At 31.8% G+C, this 17,306-nt stretch carries 20 protein-coding genes; all 20 read right to left on the bottom strand.

What is annotated here, in order from left to right:
- Positions 1–32 precede the first annotated feature (32 nt).
- Positions 33–383 (bottom strand): hypothetical protein, encoded by a 351-nt coding sequence (locus tag Z054_RS0126640; RefSeq protein ID WP_152538691.1) that lies wholly within the window; start codon positions 381–383, stop codon positions 33–35.
- A gap of 10 nt (positions 384–393) precedes the next feature.
- A complete protein-coding gene (locus tag Z054_RS0126635) occupies positions 394–633 on the bottom strand; it encodes a hypothetical protein (RefSeq protein WP_024773033.1) in 240 nt (79 codons plus the stop codon).
- A gap of 135 nt (positions 634–768) precedes the next feature.
- On the bottom strand, positions 769–2,304 hold the full coding sequence (locus Z054_RS0126630; RefSeq protein ID WP_024773032.1) for a reverse transcriptase domain-containing protein: 1,536 nt from the start codon (positions 2,302–2,304) through the stop codon (positions 769–771).
- A 542-nt stretch (positions 2,305–2,846) separates the two neighbouring features.
- Positions 2,847–4,985, bottom strand: coding sequence for a serpin family protein (locus Z054_RS0126620; RefSeq protein WP_152538690.1), 2,139 nt, complete (start codon positions 4,983–4,985; stop codon positions 2,847–2,849).
- 114 nt (positions 4,986–5,099) lie between these two features.
- Complete coding sequence (locus tag Z054_RS30675) at positions 5,100–5,654, bottom strand: MltR family transcriptional regulator (RefSeq protein WP_024773029.1); 555 nt, start codon at positions 5,652–5,654, stop codon at positions 5,100–5,102.
- 22 nt (positions 5,655–5,676) lie between these two features.
- Positions 5,677–6,012 (bottom strand): hypothetical protein, encoded by a 336-nt coding sequence (locus Z054_RS0126610; protein WP_152538689.1) that lies wholly within the window; start codon positions 6,010–6,012, stop codon positions 5,677–5,679.
- A 123-nt stretch (positions 6,013–6,135) separates the two neighbouring features.
- On the bottom strand, positions 6,136–6,432 hold the full coding sequence (locus tag Z054_RS0126605) for a 4-fold beta flower protein (protein WP_024773027.1): 297 nt from the start codon (positions 6,430–6,432) through the stop codon (positions 6,136–6,138).
- Positions 6,433–6,454: 22 nt separating this feature from the next.
- Complete coding sequence (locus Z054_RS0126600) at positions 6,455–6,724, bottom strand: hypothetical protein (protein ID WP_024773026.1); 270 nt, start codon at positions 6,722–6,724, stop codon at positions 6,455–6,457.
- Positions 6,725–6,776: 52 nt separating this feature from the next.
- The gene (locus Z054_RS0126595; protein WP_024773025.1) at positions 6,777–7,754 is read right to left on the bottom strand and encodes a DUF3644 domain-containing protein; all 978 of its coding nucleotides are present in this window, start codon (positions 7,752–7,754) and stop codon (positions 6,777–6,779) included.
- A gap of 129 nt (positions 7,755–7,883) precedes the next feature.
- Positions 7,884–11,240 carry a TM0106 family RecB-like putative nuclease gene (locus Z054_RS0126590; protein WP_024773024.1) on the bottom strand — a complete coding sequence of 1,119 codons (3,357 nt, stop codon included), beginning with the start codon at positions 11,238–11,240 and terminating at the stop codon, positions 7,884–7,886.
- A gap of 224 nt (positions 11,241–11,464) precedes the next feature.
- Positions 11,465–11,704, bottom strand: a complete 240-nt coding sequence (locus tag Z054_RS0126585; RefSeq protein ID WP_024773023.1) for a DUF7660 family protein — start codon at positions 11,702–11,704, stop codon at positions 11,465–11,467.
- Between the two features lie 33 nt (positions 11,705–11,737).
- Positions 11,738–12,136: a GIY-YIG nuclease family protein gene (locus Z054_RS0126580; RefSeq protein ID WP_024773022.1), complete on the bottom strand. Its 399-nt coding sequence runs from the start codon at positions 12,134–12,136 to the stop codon at positions 11,738–11,740.
- 137 nt (positions 12,137–12,273) lie between these two features.
- The gene (locus Z054_RS0126575) at positions 12,274–12,987 is read right to left on the bottom strand and encodes a hypothetical protein (protein ID WP_024773021.1); all 714 of its coding nucleotides are present in this window, start codon (positions 12,985–12,987) and stop codon (positions 12,274–12,276) included.
- A gap of 65 nt (positions 12,988–13,052) precedes the next feature.
- Positions 13,053–13,232 (bottom strand): hypothetical protein, encoded by a 180-nt coding sequence (locus Z054_RS31430; protein WP_152538688.1) that lies wholly within the window; start codon positions 13,230–13,232, stop codon positions 13,053–13,055.
- 47 nt (positions 13,233–13,279) lie between these two features.
- Positions 13,280–13,630, bottom strand: a complete 351-nt coding sequence (locus Z054_RS30670; protein ID WP_024773020.1) for a hypothetical protein — start codon at positions 13,628–13,630, stop codon at positions 13,280–13,282.
- Positions 13,631–13,648: 18 nt separating this feature from the next.
- Entirely contained in the window at positions 13,649–14,203 is a 555-nt protein-coding gene (locus Z054_RS0126565) for a hypothetical protein (protein ID WP_024773019.1), read from the bottom strand.
- A 15-nt stretch (positions 14,204–14,218) separates the two neighbouring features.
- On the bottom strand, positions 14,219–14,764 hold the full coding sequence (locus Z054_RS0126560; RefSeq protein WP_152538687.1) for a hypothetical protein: 546 nt from the start codon (positions 14,762–14,764) through the stop codon (positions 14,219–14,221).
- Between the two features lie 332 nt (positions 14,765–15,096).
- The gene (locus Z054_RS0126550) at positions 15,097–15,834 is read right to left on the bottom strand and encodes an abortive infection family protein (RefSeq protein WP_024773016.1); all 738 of its coding nucleotides are present in this window, start codon (positions 15,832–15,834) and stop codon (positions 15,097–15,099) included.
- Between the two features lie 124 nt (positions 15,835–15,958).
- Positions 15,959–16,762 (bottom strand): HNH endonuclease signature motif containing protein, encoded by an 804-nt coding sequence (locus Z054_RS0126545; protein ID WP_051473944.1) that lies wholly within the window; start codon positions 16,760–16,762, stop codon positions 15,959–15,961.
- A gap of 308 nt (positions 16,763–17,070) precedes the next feature.
- Positions 17,071–17,306, bottom strand: a 236-nt coding sequence (locus tag Z054_RS29425; RefSeq protein ID WP_035093726.1) for a hypothetical protein, incomplete at its 5' end; no start/stop codon positions are given.

Below are 17,306 nucleotides of genomic sequence, written 5' to 3'. Positions count from 1 at the left end.
AGAATTATGTAAAAGATTGATTTTGTCATCGTTTATTTAGACTTTAGTTTTATTCTTGGTTTCAATTCAAACTTAAAATATTGATTTGAGGGTACTCCTGTCATAGGACCAAAATGAGGGCGGTTATAGTTAATCTCAAAATGACCGTAAAAACTTGGATTAGCATCTTCTAGTTTTTTCAATTCTTCCAGAATAACTCGAATGATATCAACCGAATAATTTTCAATTTGACTACTAGTTAAAGGAGTTTTTTCAGGATAACATTCTGCACGTAGAACATTTTTTTCATTTCCTGTATTTACATCATTAATTAATTTTGGGTCGGATAAATATTTTAATACACATTTTATCTCCCCTGGAATATTGAATTCTCGTTCTAGCATATTGATTGGTTTATTGAATTTTAGTATTTTCTTTTTCAACAGTGAATTCTCCTTTATCTATATCTTCATGAACTAATCTATATCCATCGTTTAGGTATGATTGTTTTGAATTATTAAATTTTGATATCCATTCTCCATAGAGTTTAATTGAATCTCCAAATATTGCCTGAGTTGTACCATAATCTGTTAACTCAATCTTCATGGTAATTCTACTTTTGATCCTATTTTGTGAATCCTTATTATTATTCATAGTCATTTACTTTAAGTAATTTAAAAAAAATAAAGAGTTACCTCGATTCCAAATCTCATTAATATATTGGTCTCTATCCTGGCTATATTATTTTCATTTGCGAGTACTCAAAATAGTTTCTACCATATTGATTCTCTATATTTTGGTTTTACTGTCTTCTACTTTTTTTATTGATTTAACCATCAACTTATTAAATCTTGACCAACTTTTTCTTGATTGCTTTTTGATGTTATTACCACCTCCGTTAAATTCATTAAAAGATACATTTGCCTTTTCTATATAACTCAGATAATTTCCCCAATCGTAACGATATGTTTTAGTTTCACCATTAAATACCATTCTTCTTTTAGATCCTTTGTATGTGAAGCGTTTGAATAATGAACTTTTGTGAATTTTATCATCAGTAGTATCTGCATTAATAGCGAGTGAAGATGCTCTTTTAAAAGCTCGTTTCATAGAACGATTAAATTTTGAATAGCCAGCAGTTTTTATTAAAGCACGTTGTCCATCATATTCAAAGCCTAAATATTCTAAGGTTTTACTTTTCCTTTCATCAGTTTCCTCATCAATTTCATAGCCTTTAAACTTTCCGCCTTCTTGTTGAAAATGATACATTTTTGTTTTAGCTGGATGTATTTCTAGATTTGCTTTACCTACTACTAATGAACGAAGTCTTCCTATAGCTTCTGCCTGTTTTTCTCTTGGAACTACTATAATCAAATCATCACTATACCTTTGGTAAAATCCTTTTACACTTTCACTTTCAATAAAATCTTGAACTTCTTGGTCAAAGTCTAACATATATATATTAGCTAGTGTAGCACTAAGTGCAGTTCCTTGTGGTATTCCTTTTGTTCTTCTAGATTTTGTAATTAAGTTTAAACTGTTCTTTAAAAACTCAGTTTTATCACAGTAAGCGATAGCATTATTGTCTTTTAAAAATCGTTTGTGCTTAATAGGTTTTTGTCGTTTTTTAGATGTTTTTGGGTCATTCTCCATCTTCGTTTTAACCCATATTCTGTCTTTGTAATTTCTGAATAGTAAGTCTTCATTTACATACCTCATATTGATTAGAGATTTGTAAACTCTAAAATGGTCTTTGGGTAATGTTGTTGAACCATTCCAAACTTCTGCCCATTTTTGTTTAAGAATTTTGTGATCTAAGCGATCAAAAAATTTAGTGACATCTGCTACAATAACAGTAAGTTGTTTGTCTTGATTTGCCTTTATAAAATGAAAAGTTTCCAATGCAAAATCGATGTTACATTTATGTTTCCCCTTTTTGCCTTCAATTTCAATTTTTCTATAGGCTACTACAGCTTTATCGAAACTTTTAGTTTCGATAAGTAAATTGTATTTCTTAGAAAGGAGATAGCTGTAATACGAATAGATCTGTGCATCAAAATGACTTGCAAAGAATATTTCACGAGCTTTAGGCTTTAATTTAACACGTTTTCGCTTTTTACTTTTATTTAGTAAACCATCAGTGTTTGCTCTAAATTTTCTTTGAAAAATAGTACGATGTAGAAAAGGAAGAAAACTGTGTTTAGCAATTTTAGTATCATCAGTGATATAGCTCTCCAATTTAGAGATGTCTTTATACTCTAATGGAAAACCAATGTGAGGATACTTTTTTAGTTTAATCCACGGATGTTCTTCTTTTTTCTTCATTATAAAAATAAGGGTCGAGATTCGCTAGTAGCAGGCTTATGATTGAACAATGCTCTATCGACACTTACCATTGCTGGCTATAATATCGCTACTCTTTTCAGGTATGATAATTGCTTATATTGTGACAACTGTATTAAACTTAACAGCTATGCTAACAAACAACATCAAATTGAACCAGCTTTCAAGCATATTACTATCCTTGATGTCTTTAGGTGTGCAAATAATTGCTCCATCTATTGACTTTGGTATCAATTCCTCACTCAACGTATATCTCAAGTGATTGTATTCATGCCAAACGTTCTTCTCGGCCATCCCAACCCTATATTGTAAAGTTAATAGTATTTGTTTATTGAAATTTGTTGTCCTGCAATATCAATAATTTACTGTTAATTATATTACGGTTTTCCACAAGAATCGTTTTATTGAACTTTATATTTATTCGTAAATAGAAGCTCCTTTGATAATATCTGTGAATACTTTTTAGATAGCTTCTTTTTTCTCGAGGTATAGGAGTAATTTCATTTAAAAAACATGAAAACAATTTATACTAGTAATTCACTGACTAATTTTTCTTCAATAGGTATTAGGACATCGTCTTTTTCATCTGTATTTGTTAATACATATTTTTCAAATTCGAATACATCTGCTATATCAATTTCATTATCCATCAATTCTTCAATTATTTTATTGGTATGGAAAATCAGCGTCCAATTTGGATCATAATGACCTGGTCCATTTTCCAATCGATCAATAAGACCACATATCGCTTCGAGAATAGTTGTGATTTTCGGATATTTTTGTTGTATTGCGCTATAATCAGATTTGCTAATATTTTTGCTTCCATTAAAAAATCCTGTTTGTTCATCTATTCCAAAATTTAAATCTTTAGCTTTTACTCTTTCAATATCTTTTTCAATAGAAACAACCTTGATTAGTTCAAGAAACCATTTTTTTAATTCAATAACATTATATAGATGTTTTTTAATGAGAACATTCAATGAAACAAGCCCAAAATAGAGTAAACCTCTAACAGATACATCTAATAGTATGGGTTGCAGCCCTCTTACTATTCTTGCTTTTTTTCCAGACAATAGTTCTTCTTTTGTTAATTCTACCTTTGGAATTGTGTCCAATAAAAAATATTCTGGTGGTTTTCTACTGATCTTTCCATTCGCATCTTTATTTAGATTTTTGTATAACTCTAAGAAAACATTATACTCAGGAAATTGCAGATTCATGTTTTTTAATATGTCTAAGCAATTATTTGAGCAAAAGTTTCTCATTGGAAAATTATCATAAGAGCACTTTTCTTGAATAATATGAAGTACAGAAATTAACTGTTCTGGACCATCTTGCAAAAACTGTTTAAAACTGTTCAACAATTCTATATCCTCCGTTTTTAGTTTTTCTTGAAATAGATCTAATTCTGCTATTTTTTTGATGTTTTCATTATAAATCTGATCTTCAGTAGCTTCAATAGCTTTCCATATTTGATCAACACACCAGATAGCAAACCTATTTTTGATATTAAAATATTTTATCAAAACCTCTAAAGTAAATACGGCAAATACTAAATCCAATTTATCAAAAGTGGTTTCTGGATTTTCACGAAACTTCGATAACTGTCTTGAATTATAATGAGCAAAAGCAATACTTTCAACATCAACAGGCTCATCTAAAGTGCCCATAAACAAAATAGATTCTGATATCTTATCTCTAACCAGATACATAAATGGATGTGTTGCCTCAAACAGTACATATTTTTTTAGTTCGGGTAGCCCTCCTGCAATTCCAATTAATTTAGAAATAGATGTAGCTTCAATACCATCTTTACTCAATTCAAAAATATTTTTTTGAGTGATGTCCGTTACACCAATTGTTTGATCACAATTAAATAAGGTATCAAAATCCCAGGTTTGTTTAAATAATTTTTCAATTCCTAATAACTCTTTATAATCTTTAAGACTAAATTCAATTTCCATTTTAAATTTCGGTAATAGTACCTCCATCGATTCTACTTCTTGAAATAAATTAGTATTAGCACGTAAAGCTGCTACATCGAGCGATTCAATAAAACCTTTTATCCCATCATTCTCATACGGTAGATAAATCTCTACACATAGGTTTTCATCTTTCAATGGAATTTGAACTGCATGATACGTTTCTTCCCGTAAATATTTTGTCTTATTTCCTCCATATGTATTTGATTGAGAAATAAAAAGTGCTTCTTTTTGATCTCCATTTTCTAAAGTAAAATATTCACCATTAGATGGAATATCATGAAATAATTGAAGCCATGAACCATTTATATTAAAGATGCTTTTGATTATAAAAGAATTGTTTCCGCCTATATACTCATTATGTATCACCTTTAAATCAAAATCTTTACTAATTTTTTCACTAAAGGAAGGTACTACAGTAAGTTCTGAATTGTGAGTAATCGTATTCGTTTGTGTTATAGTGGTATTTTTATTTACTGTCAATAATGATTTGTTGTTTTGGACTAATCTACTGTAGTTATCGTCTTCTCCCTCTAATAGTTTTAAGAATCCTTTTTTCGTCTCTCCTCTGGTTCCTTCTGTAACTATACCAAGAAGTACCTCAAAACAGTAAGGACTTATTAAAACATTTTGCTTGGTATTATTTAATTCTTTTAGAACTTTTAGTATATATTTTTGCATTCTTTTTATTTCGTGTTCATCCTTGATTAATATCACCAACGGGTATATTGTTACTCAAAACATATTGCTTTTTTGAACTTTAATACTCTTTATTTTCGTATTGGGAGATGGTTCTTATTCAAAGTTGTTTAATATTTTGCGTTTACTGTTTCTTGCAAGATCAATATGACCGTTCAAATTTGTTATTAATTGATTAACTCCAACTTGAAAGATCATTAAGTTAGTTGCTTCTACTGGAATATTGCTGGAGTGCGAAACTTTATGCCATTCCAGTCCGTTGCACCAAGATTCAATTTGATTATCATTGAATGTTACAAACATATTGTGTGCAAATTTATTTCTTATTTTACGTACTAAATTCAAATCTTTTTTGATAATTCTTTCAATTAAGCCCAAACAGTAGGCCATTTGGATTTTGTTACTGAAATTTCCTAATGGACAATTATATTCAAATAATTTATCAACTTCTTTTTCGTTTTCGGGTAAAAATGAGTAGAGAATATGCTCAAGAGTCATCTCTAAAAATGTTCCACCTAAGATTGCAATTGATCTCTCATTTTTCTCTTTTTCATTAAATAAATCGGAGAATTCAATTAAAGCTTGGTTGAAGTCAAAGTATTTATCAACTACTTTTCCAGTTAATAGTGAATTTTTAAAATCCAGTTCCATTTTATATCGGTTTATTGAACTTTTAAGATTTAAAAAAATAGATTACTAACAAGACAAACCCTATGACTAAAAGTAAAGTTGAAATCCATTGCGAATTAGTTTTCATAATATTTGTTATCAATAAACTTATTATCCAGCCAACTACTGCACCAATAACTACAAAGTACCATTTGAAATGAAAGAATCCAGCTATAAATGAACCTAAGAAAGATATTGTACCCAAAATTCTTAATATACTCGAATCTGAATCAAAATATTCTCCAATCGCCCAACCTTTTTTTCTTGCATAATCCTTATAAGTAGTAATCATAAGTCCAGAAATAAACAAAAATATAATTGATAACTGAAGATTTGTCATTGCTTGTCCGTTTTAAGAGTTATTTCTATCATTTTATTAATATGTTATTATTACACAGATCAAATTAAATATTACCTACGCAATTATTTTACGCACTAGATAGTTTTTTTGAACAATTATTGTCTATAATTTATCAAGAACATCAGTCCAACCCATTTTATTTATTTTTCCTATTCTATCTATTTTGGGGATTGGTGGGATTGGTGGGATTTTAGGAATTTTATCCATTGGTTGCATTTTACTATTTCTACGTAAGATATAGTTTTCACTGACTATTTCTCCAATGTATTTACCATCTGAGTTCCAAGCTCTATTTTCATCGTCAACCCAACCTTTATACTTGGCGTCCTTATTGAAGACACGGTTATTGTAAATGAATCCCCAATAATTTCCGCTCCATTTATAAATAGGTACTTTCATATTTTCATCGTTTTGTTGAACTTTATAGATTTTTAGATGTGCCTTTAATCAAATATGCTCCAGCAATTGCCATTAGTCCTAGGTATATAGGTGTTGCAGATGTATATCCTCCAGAATCGAAAGCTTGACTTCCAGTCCATTCAGAACTTAAATTTTTTAATTCTACAATTTTCCCTAAATCATTAGAAAATAAATTAAGAATAAAAAGTATGACCCCTAAAACAGGAGGGATTAAAAGAATAAACCTTATGATTCTTTCTATATTCAGTTTTTTATTTTTAACCTCTTTCATCGGTTTATTGAACTTTTACAGCGTTTTTGATACATTGTTATGCATTCGTGTTTTATATCTTTTTGTATTTTTTATCTAATTCTTGCCAAATATTGGCATTAAAAAAGGTCTTTACTTGTGATTTTAGATTACTAGGGTCTAGTTTTCTATTATGTGATAACTTTTTATTCTGCTTAACATGCTTCATGATTGTATGAAAAGTCTGATTTTGTTTAAAGTCCCTATATCTGGTCTTGGCTTTTGCAGTTACATTGTCATATGTCATTGGGAATTTCTTTGTTATATCTTCTTCAGACATATTAATTGGAATACCAGCCGAATCATACCTCATTCCTATTCCTTCTAATGTCGTGTTTTTTTTAAAGCTGATATCTATACCAATCGCAACACTAAAATCAATATCTCTTGAGTCTGTTTCAGAAACTTTCTTTTTTAAAAAATTAAGATAATTAGCTACTTCATCTGTTAAGATTGCTTTTGATTCAATATTAGAATCTACATATGCTAATGGCATTAAATAAAAATTATATTGTGTTAATTTCACTTTTGGTTCCCACCTTTGAATAAGTTCCATAAAGTTCTTAATACAAGCAAAACCTAACTCCTGAATTTCTTTAGATATGTCTGAACTATTATGAAAATGAATCGCATTATCTCTTAATTCAATAAGAGCAAAAAGACTTTTAACTAAATTCAAACTAATCTCCTCACCTTTTTTTCTTAACCTAAAAATAGACTCTGCTAAACTAATAGTCATTGGATTTTTTGAACGGTTTAATTTAGGTTGTAAGATTTTAGAATTCTCTCCATTCTTTTTCTTTTTATTCTCCATCGAATAAATGGAATTCATTTTGTAGTGAGACAATTTTAGAAGTCTAGCTTTAAAAAGAAGTTCCCACGAATTAATCGATAAAATAGAAAACGTTTCTTCCCTATATTTAAAATCTGGCTTATTATAAATTTCTATTGCAGATAACATTGAATTAATGGCTTTGTCTAAAAGGCTCTGATATGTCTTGTTTATTTTCATCTTAATTGCCGAGATTTAATATCGTTTATTTAACTTTAATGGTTTAGCTATGAGCAGTTGCTTTCCACAGGGCGCTTTTGTTTATAGGTATCGCAAAACATTTATAATTTAACTAAAGAGGTCTCGGGTTCACTGTGAAAGTTCCTTAAACCTGCAAAAAGCATTCGCCAACTTAATTTGACGCGGACTTTTGCATTCAGCTTCAAAAATAACAGGGTTGGCAACCATGATAAAGCATGTGCGCGCTCGTGATACAGCCACGTTAAAGCGATTGGGGCTAAAAAGAAAGTCCATGCCACGCGGTGCATCTTCCAAACTGGATGTGGCCACCGAGTAAATGATGACCGGAGCTTCTTGCCCTTGAAACTTATCTACAGTTCCAATCTCTAAAGTTGGCAGTCGTTGTTTAATAGCTTGTACTTGGGCATTATAAGGCGTGATGATCTTTATGTTCGAAGTTGTTAAGGAGACTTCCTCACCATTTTGATTTATGAATGTGGTTTCACCGCTTGTAAGTTGATGCACAATCTCAACCACTTTCTGAACTTCTTCAATTGATGAATTGGTATTGCCATTGTGTTCAACTTCTTCAAGATATAATCCCGCTCCAGAATATTTAGATCCTAAAATTTGCTGCTGATCAAGATGGTCTTTTGATTTCAACCGGTTCTCATAAAAGAGCTCCGAAACAAATGCATTGATGGATGAATGCATGCGCCAGGTGTCAGGTAAAAAGATACCCTGTTCATCTGAAATGGTTTTCTCATCTTGAAGCACATGTTCTAATGCTGAAACTTCTGTTCCATCGGGATGTACCCCTTGTTGGGGTTGTTTCAGTTGCTGTGGGTCACCAAGCAGAATAAAGTTGGAACAGCAATGAGAAACGGACAATGTATCAATTAGTGATAGTTGGCCAGCTTCATCCACAAACAGGTAATCTACACCATCTTTAAAAGTTGGCTTACTCCACATGAAAGACGTTCCAGCAATAACATCTGCATTACCCAAAGCAGCCAGGATGGCACCTTCGCCTGTTGTCACTTGCCAAGGTACCGTTTCATCATAATCGGTTTTCACCTTTTGTAGCATTTGGATTGAAAAACCTTGTTCTTCAGCAACTTCCCATACCTTGGCAAGTAAGTTAGAGATAACCTTATGGCTTAAAGCAGTAATCCCAATTTTCTTGCCTTCTTGCACGAGTTTGACAATCAGGTGGCTTCCAGTAAAACTTTTGCCAGCGCCTGGAGGGCCTTGAACGGGTAAATAGCTGTTGTCCAACTTGGATGCAAAATCAAAGGTCTTTTCGGTGATGTCCTCGCGGTTAGTTTTTTCTTCGGTTAGTTTTGGAGAGACATTCATGAGCAATTGTCTGGCTGCCCGATAGGTTTCTGAATCACTGTCCATCCCATGGTCCACAACCCATTCTGCTAGATTAATGATGGCTTGTTCTTTACTTCCCGGACCAATATCTTTTATACTGTAAATGGATGATGGATGTTCATGAGCTTCGATTTCCTTTCCATACTTAATCCGAATTATTCCATTTTTTAAGTCTAAGTCAAACAGGGATCCAAATCTTTCTCCTGTAAAAGTATTTAGAGAGTCACCAACCTTTAAGTCACATTCCTGAATAGGTACTCTATACGTATAGACGAAACTTCGTTTTTCTTTTACTTTTTCACCAGTATTATTTAAATATGCAATTACCTTTCTTTCTTCAAGAAGTTCGTCTTCCGGAAGTTCAATCAATCTGAATTTCTCCCAGTAAAAAGATTTTCTTTCTCTACGATACCAGTCTAGCATATTAGCCAAAATGAAATTTGCTTGCTGAACATTATTTCGTTCTGACCGGATCGGAGGTACACCTTCCAACAAGGCATCCATAATAGGTTTTATACTTTCTTGATGGGCTGTAATATTATCGCTGGCCCCGCCCTCACCGTCAATTGGCCGGGTAATATGCGCACCGTTTTTGATTATATCATTACGAATCTCCTCCAACCATTCTTGCAACCGAACCAAGGATTCGCAGTCGTCTTGATTATACAATTGAACGGCTGCTTGGGTTACTTCGCTTAGTTTGTCAATGTTTCCTGTTTGCAGAAGCAACTCTAATTGCGATTTGTGACTTGAAAGCTCTCTTAAATCCATCTTACGCTCGTACCCAAAGAAGATCTCCAAGTCTTTAATGGAATATTTCTCAACACTTGCTCTTATAGATTGGCGAACTACGCCATAGAGATCAACAAACGTATGAGAGCGTAAGAAGGTGTCAATCTCATCTTCACGGGACGCATATTTGCCCATTAATCGTTTAAACATAGTGACCTCGTAAGGTGCATAATGGAAAATATGAAGTGAAGGGTCTTCCTTTTTGAGGTTGACTGCGAAGTCAATGAATTGCTCAAAGATTTGTTTCTCTTCTGTTTCATTTTTGGCCCATAACGCATGGTATTCCCCTCTATGGACATAACCAATCATGTACTCCAGTCCATCAGGCTCAATCATTCGGTCACCCTCAAAATCGAGATAAATATCGTTATCAGAGGGTTGCGGTAGTTTATTAAGTCCTTTATCTTCTTCAACCTCGAGGGTTTCATAGATTGGTTCATAGCCATTGTGCCTGCTTGTATTCTGCACCCGTGCTTGCTCACGTAACTTGTTGTATGTTTCTTTAACACCCTTGGTAGGTTCAAATGGTACTGGTAATGTCAGGTTTGCTAGTTTTTCAAGGGTGTTTACACCGTGAATATTGAGCTCTTTTGTTTGAGACGAACCCATACCGGCAACAAAAGTTAAGTGGTCGTCTTCACGTCTAACCGAATTGCACGTTTTCCACCATTGGCAAATATCGCAGTGACTAACAGGGTCTGGATAAGTTTCATAGTCATTTAGTATAGCATCCTCCAAGTTCCTTTTCACCAAACGGATGTATGCTGCATATTCATCAAAGCGGTATTTCTCTTCGCCCTCAGGCTTAATAACCCCCATGTATTCTGGTGGCTGTCCTTGAATTTTGCCAACGCGTTCGGAATAAAGGCCGATCTGGAGTATTGTTCCTGCCTTGGTTTCATTAGCTAGTTTGGTGTCCCAAACTTCATATGACCATTCGCCAAGATTACTTTTCGTGTCTACTCTAATTAAAAAGTCGGCCCAACCGCTCCATTTACCATCCTCCTTTAAACGAGCCTGGTAGACAACGTCAGCACCTGCCTTCATGGCATCAATGGTATGCTTTTCAGCATGTGGATCTTCATTGTTTATTTCAGCAATCGTCTTACCTTCATCTTTTAATTTTTGGAGGTGGCTCGCCTCAAATTCAATACCCTTCTCCTTAAGCATTGTCAAAACACGATTGTTATATGTCTCAGGATCTGCTATTTCTCCCCGCGCATGTTTTTTGTTGAGTTGGGTAAGGTGTTTACAGCTACTGTGAGAAGATAGATCGGAAGGGCTATAAATAATCTGGTTATTTTTGTATTTCATATAAAAATTAAAAAAAAGACATTTATTGAAAAACTATGTCAGTTGATATAAATCATTTTGCCTAATGTAGGAACATAGAATATATATCAGTTTATTGAACTTTCATTTATAAACAAACAACCCCATATCCAAATAATATGGATATGGGGTAATTTTATTTTTTACGTTACTTCTAAATTACAAAAAAAAATACTATTTGCTAATCGTTTATTTGAACTTTAGGTTTATTCGTAAATAGAAGCTCCCTTGATAATATCTGCAAATACTTTCCATTGGGCTTCATCCGAATTGATATCTTGGTCTGTGTTGTTATAATAATGTTGAACATCCTTTGAATATCGTATCATGGCTTCCAAAAATTCTTCTATAGTATTATTTTTCCAATTCTCCGGATGCTTTTGGTGTTCTTCTAAAAGCCCCTTCAGAAAACTAATAAATTCTCTTTTGCTTTGAATATTAATCATTAAATGAATAATCTTTTATTTATACTCTATTTGTTATTTACCTTGAATATTCCATTCGGGATTTAATCTCGATATCAGTTCCAGTTCTATAGTGGTTCTTAATGAATCAGGTTCTATCAAAATAGTTTTAAAGGTTATTTTTTTTCCTTTTGTAAGTTCTTCCTGAACTTTATGCCATTTGGAAATAGTACCATTTTGAACGTTGTTTTCATCAACTGAAAATGATTTACCAAATAAATGTTGATCGAGTCTTGTTTTTATACCTTTAGCTTGTCTTTGACCAATATACTTTAATATGTCATCGGAAAGAATAAAATAAATATTACCGATAGCACTAAGACGATCTTCATGAGTTCTGTTTTTTACCGGCACATTGGCATATTCAACTAAAGCCTTTTCTGTAATTTTATTTATGTCTTCCTGAAAATTCATCGCTTAATTAAACATGGATTAATTGCAAAACAAATTGATGTTTCTGGACATGCTATTGAGCGTGTTAGAAAACAACAGTAAATTAATTCCTGAAGAAACAAAGAATATGGCTTCCATAAATCCCTCCAAATTGCGTGTTATTTAATTCTTTTATTTCGAACAAAATTCAATCGATGTGCCATCCAATCTTTATTTTCTGATGAATTTGGGAATAACGATTTGAGAGCTTTATCCGAAATTAAATCCAAATAATATTCAATTCGTCCTGAAAATTCATTCATCAAAGGAATAAGTTCAAATTCTTCAATGGATCCATGGCTAGAAGCAATCTTTAAACCGTTTCCCCATTTAGACATTGTGGATCTTCCTAATCGATAAGATTCTGTTTTACTTTTACCGTGCCCTATAACATTTGTGTAATTAGGAGTATGAGCACCAAGTTTATTTCTTACATCAATTATTTTTAATGCTTTTAATTCCGAAACTATTTTTTTCTTGTTAGGAATTTTAAATAATTCAATAAGCTCTATTGTCGATTGCATTTGTAAATAAACAGCATTCAGGACTCCATAAAGTCTAAGATACATCTCTCCATTTCTATTTGATGTAGTTATGAGTCCATTTTTATAAAATTCAGAAATAGCAAATTCACTATCTTCTATTAAGTCAATACAAGCTCTTAATCTTACATCGTCATCAGTATTTTCGAATTTTAAATTTCTATTCAGTATAATTTTATATTCCTCTTCTGTTTGGTAGTTTTTAACAGGGATGTATCGAAGAACTCCAAGTAGGATTTCACAATAAATTTCAATTTTGCACATTGAATTTAAATATTCTTCTTGCGTCATTTTTTATAAATTTATTAGAACAATGGATTTATTAAACTATTAGTTAGACATTAATAGGTTAAGAATTAATAAGACAGAGTTAGATTCTCTATCGGCTCTTCGTCATCATTAACAGGAGAATGTTGTTCTGACAACTCTAGATAATTAAAATCCTCTGTTATATCATCCTTTTCACAAGAAATGAATGAAAAGCCCAGAATAAACATTGCAATGCTAATTTTTAAATAACTGGCACATAATCTCATAGGTAATAGTTTTAAGTGAATGTAATTATCGGTTTATTGAACTTTAGTTAAAATATGTCTGGTTTAAATTGTTTATGAAAATCAGACTTATCTTTCTCTTTTATAATTATTCTTTCATTTTCCTCTCCCTCAAATTGATCGGCAGTAATGTCAATTATATAATCTTTGTATTCTACCCAAGCATGTGATTTCCCTCCTCGCCAATGATTTACATAACGAACATTTTCAAAGCCTTCTTTTTTTAATTTACTTTCGAGTAAACGCGATGCAGCACCACAGCAACCAAGAGGAAAAGCTTCACTGTAAGGAAACTTGATTGATCCATTAGATATTTTATTCCTTAAATCAGAAGCGATTGTATTAATCTTAACTAATTCTAATTTAACTTTTTCTTCCATCGTTAATTTGAACTTTGATTAATAATTATCTAATCGAATTTCCTTATTTATTCTGCGATCGGCCATAAACAAAATACGATCAGATTTTGCAAATGGGATTTTTAATTTTTCACAAACGTCTATAAGGTCTTCCAAATATTTTAAATACAGATCCACTTGAAACTTAATATTCTTATCAGAATTATAAGTACTCAATTTTAATACCTTTTTCGGATAAATTATTCGAAAAACACGTTGATCAATTATTTGAAATACTTCAGGGTTTCTATACCTAAGAATAGTTGACGCCATCGGCAATTGAACACCTTTAGTTCTTAGCAGTTGAGTTAGAGTATTTCTTACTTTGTCATTATCTAGCGTTTTTTCATTTGGGTCAATTGAGTTGATTAATGTAATAACACCATCAGAAAACGAAGCATACCTGTTTACTTTCCATAAAACAATTTCATTTAAAGTATTTTGATCAAAATCTTCTTTGAAATTATCAAGCTTACTAGTGAGTTCTTTTTGATACTCAAATTTGGAATCTTCTGGGAGTATCTTGAATTCACTATTATAGACAGTCTTATGCATCGTTTTATTGAACTTTTATTTAAATGTTGAAGGATATGGTGGACATACCTCAAATAGAAATTGGGGTGGAACCATTTCTTTTTCTTTACTAAAACAAAATCTGGATATATGATTCCACCAGTTTTTCAAGGATTTTTTTTCGGTAAACAAATAAGCCCCTTCCTTCCTTAATTTATCATCGAGTACTTCAAAAGAAAATATTGCTACAAAAAAGTACTCTGTTCGTTCAGCTCGACTATCAATGGCAAAGTAATTATACGAATATAAATTCTTTACAAGGGCAGAAGGTCGTATAAAACTACCATAGGTTATGCTATCACCTATTCTGTTTTTATATGCTTCTAATTTAGAATATGTCCAGGTATCTTTTTTAGGAGAGGCATTTTTTAAATTTTCAATACTTCCCTTACTCAACGAATTCGTATATGCTATTATACCCTGTCTTTCAATTTCTTGAAAAATTGAAATTTCTTTTTCGGTAAACTTATTATCTGTATGATTTTGCCCATTGATTGTAGTAATTATGAATAATGGTATATACAAAATTAACTTATTGATCATAATCATTTATTTGAACTTTTATCTCTCATTATTTTCCACCTACCTAATCAAAAAATAGAATTATGATAAGTATAATAAAAATAGTAAATAATATACCTACTTCAGAATTTGTTTGATCGTTTAAAAAAGCATCTTTATGTTTAAAGTCAAAAGTTTTCCAAATATCAGTAAATGAAATTTTCTCTTTTTTAATTATTCGGTAGTATGTAAATCTTAATAGTGCACCTATAAATTCAAGTACGATCATGGTTTATTTGAACTATTAATCTAATGGTAAACATAACAAACGTTGCTGACCCTAAGGGCAACTATGTTTTGGATATAGTGTTAGCCTACGTTTTAATTCTCTCTAAATAAGTATCGTATAGAAAAACTGTCATCGTTCCTGCAATATTAACTGCTAATTCTGCATGTCTTTCTGAGGGTTTTACACTGTTCATTTTACTTCCGTGAGCATCACTTAGTTTATTTCTTAAAGAACCAAGACCAGATACAACACTAATACATCCGGATAGAATTTGCTTGAATATTTGTTCCGTATGCTGATCGGGAGCTAAATTCAATTTTTTAGCAGTAAGTTTGTACAGAATTGGTAAATCTGCCTTATCATTATAGCTTTCGTTTAATTCGTCCAGAATTTGTTTACAAACCGTCTCAAGAAGCGTTCGACTTGACGTTATAGCTCCTTCAGGATCTGTGACTTTTCTTTTTAGAGCCTTTTCCCATTCGTTTTTTATAAAACCTTTAGATATCGAATTTAATTTAGTACTGATAATGGATTCACCTGGGGTATTATTATAATTTTCTAGGAACTCCAATAAATCAGAGAACTCGTTCCAAATGTATTGTCTTCTATCTGCATACCCACCTTTCTCCTGAATAAATGGCCAAAATTGTTTTAATGTTCTATTCTTGCGAACCATTTCTGGTAAACGGTCTTTAATTACGATCTCTTTAAGTAAGGAATCGCGTATTTTTTTATGTAATATTTCATCCCAATCACCGCCAGTTGCAGATGTTATCAATAGGTTTTGAAATTCCTCAACTTTTGAAAACAATTCATCATTCATTAAATAAAATAATTTTTTGTCATAATGTTGGCTAACGTGTTCGTGTATGGTTTCATTGCGTGAAACACTAAGTTAACAAATAAACAGAAACCCATTGTTCATTGCGTTGTTGTACCTAGTTTTATTAACAATAATCATCTATAGAATCTTCTCCATTCCATTCAAGACCTTGTGCTAAGTAAAATTGTTTTTGTGCTCCTATTAAAGTAAAAAATGAGCCAAGGCTTTCATGAATGAATTTTTCATTCTTAATATATACTTTTGCTAGTGCAAATTGTTTTACGTTGTCGCTAGTGGTTATAACTAACAATTCTTTTTCGTTTTTAAATGTTTCTGCGTTCTCAATAGTAGATTCTCCATATTGATTCTTTGAAAAAATGCTTCCTTTCACAAGTTTTTCCTTATACGCTTTAATAGAGTCATCGGTTAATGATGTTGGACAATTTGGAAATTCAGATTGGGTTTTCCAATTTTTTTGAATTGCATTATATGTTAGAGAATCAGTTAGTGGATTTTCCTCAACATAAATATCAGTTTGTTTATTAAGATTTGTGAATATCCATTCTCCTAATTGACCTCCTTTTGGGATTTTACCCTCTTTAGCCCACTTTTCTAAATTCTTTCTGGTGTTGTCCGATTCTTCTTTTGTAACTGTTCTCATCCATTCAAAATTTTGTTCAAGTTCTCCGTTAATTGGTTTGGATGGATTTGCAAGGAAATTGTCAACACTTCCGTACTTGAAAATTATTCTTGATAGAGTTATTGGGTTTAGTAGAATGTTTTCTAATCTCGTTATCCACCTTAAGTTGTCAGGTCTATTATTTTTCCTGTTAGTGTCAATATGGTCGACAACATGTTTTTCTGATGGTTGTTTTCCATGAAAAGCAGTTGCTACAATTCTATGAACTTTTTCTGAAGAAAAATTCATATAACCATACTGTTTATCAGGTGTTCCCAAAGTCCATTTTTCATCTAATGGTCTTTTTCTTTTATCAGGTTTTCTGCATCTATAAATAGAACCGTTTTCTCTTACATGATAAGTTTCACCACGATATTCGCAGATTTTTTCAGGTTCATTTATGTCAAATAGATTGTCCAGATTTTTCTAGATTAACTTGGTTCCAAAATTAGGTACAATTTATGTGTATAGTTACTAGTAATTATATAAGTTAAATATAAGGAATATAGTTACCTTTTCTATTGAAGCTAACAACTGGTTATTCAATAGCCATCGGTTTATTGAACTTTAGTGCTTTTATAGTTTTTGGACACCCAATATTTTCCAAGTGGAGGAGCAGGATCCAATCCACATCTTTCTGCCAATTCTAAATCTTCATCGGTAACAATTTCGATTATATCTGGACAATTGTTATCATCATCTGACTTACAAGAACCAAGTAAGCAAACAAAAGATACTGCTAGTAATATTTTACAATTTTTCATCGGTTTATTAAACTTTTTTTTATTTTTAG

Source organism: Aquimarina macrocephali JAMB N27 (assembly GCF_000520995.1).
GTDB classification, from domain to species: Bacteria; Bacteroidota; Bacteroidia; order Flavobacteriales; family Flavobacteriaceae; genus Aquimarina; species Aquimarina macrocephali.
The sequence above is the reverse complement of the archived record's forward strand: the minus strand, read 5'-3'. Positions and strand labels throughout refer to the sequence as shown.

Coding starts and splice junctions, on each gene's coding strand:
- Z054_RS0126640 (WP_152538691.1), bottom strand. CDS start 383: ATGCTAGAACGAGAATTCAATATTCCAGGGGAGATAAAATGTGTATTA.
- Z054_RS31430 (WP_152538688.1), bottom strand. CDS start 13,232: ATGAGATTATGTGCCAGTTATTTAAAAATTAGCATTGCAATGTTTATT.
- Z054_RS0126610 (WP_152538689.1), bottom strand. CDS start 6,012: ATGACAAATCTTCAGTTATCAATTATATTTTTGTTTATTTCTGGACTT.
- Z054_RS0126590 (WP_024773024.1), bottom strand. CDS start 11,240: ATGAAATACAAAAATAACCAGATTATTTATAGCCCTTCCGATCTATCT.
- Z054_RS0126585 (WP_024773023.1), bottom strand. CDS start 11,704: ATGATTAATATTCAAAGCAAAAGAGAATTTATTAGTTTTCTGAAGGGG.
- Z054_RS0126635 (WP_024773033.1), bottom strand. CDS start 633: ATGAATAATAATAAGGATTCACAAAATAGGATCAAAAGTAGAATTACC.
- Z054_RS0126630 (WP_024773032.1), bottom strand. CDS start 2,304: ATGAAGAAAAAAGAAGAACATCCGTGGATTAAACTAAAAAAGTATCCT.
- Z054_RS30670 (WP_024773020.1), bottom strand. CDS start 13,630: ATGGAAGAAAAAGTTAAATTAGAATTAGTTAAGATTAATACAATCGCT.
- Z054_RS0126550 (WP_024773016.1), bottom strand. CDS start 15,834: ATGAATGATGAATTGTTTTCAAAAGTTGAGGAATTTCAAAACCTATTG.
- Z054_RS0126575 (WP_024773021.1), bottom strand. CDS start 12,987: ATGACGCAAGAAGAATATTTAAATTCAATGTGCAAAATTGAAATTTAT.
- Z054_RS0126605 (WP_024773027.1), bottom strand. CDS start 6,432: ATGAAAGTACCTATTTATAAATGGAGCGGAAATTATTGGGGATTCATT.
- Z054_RS0126580 (WP_024773022.1), bottom strand. CDS start 12,136: ATGAATTTTCAGGAAGACATAAATAAAATTACAGAAAAGGCTTTAGTT.
- Z054_RS0126600 (WP_024773026.1), bottom strand. CDS start 6,724: ATGAAAGAGGTTAAAAATAAAAAACTGAATATAGAAAGAATCATAAGG.
- Z054_RS0126565 (WP_024773019.1), bottom strand. CDS start 14,203: ATGCATAAGACTGTCTATAATAGTGAATTCAAGATACTCCCAGAAGAT.
- Z054_RS0126560 (WP_152538687.1), bottom strand. CDS start 14,764: ATGATCAATAAGTTAATTTTGTATATACCATTATTCATAATTACTACA.
- Z054_RS0126595 (WP_024773025.1), bottom strand. CDS start 7,754: ATGAAAATAAACAAGACATATCAGAGCCTTTTAGACAAAGCCATTAAT.
- Z054_RS30675 (WP_024773029.1), bottom strand. CDS start 5,654: ATGGAACTGGATTTTAAAAATTCACTATTAACTGGAAAAGTAGTTGAT.
- Z054_RS0126620 (WP_152538690.1), bottom strand. CDS start 4,985: ATGCAAAAATATATACTAAAAGTTCTAAAAGAATTAAATAATACCAAG.
- Z054_RS0126545 (WP_051473944.1), bottom strand. CDS start 16,762: ATGAATTTTTCTTCAGAAAAAGTTCATAGAATTGTAGCAACTGCTTTT.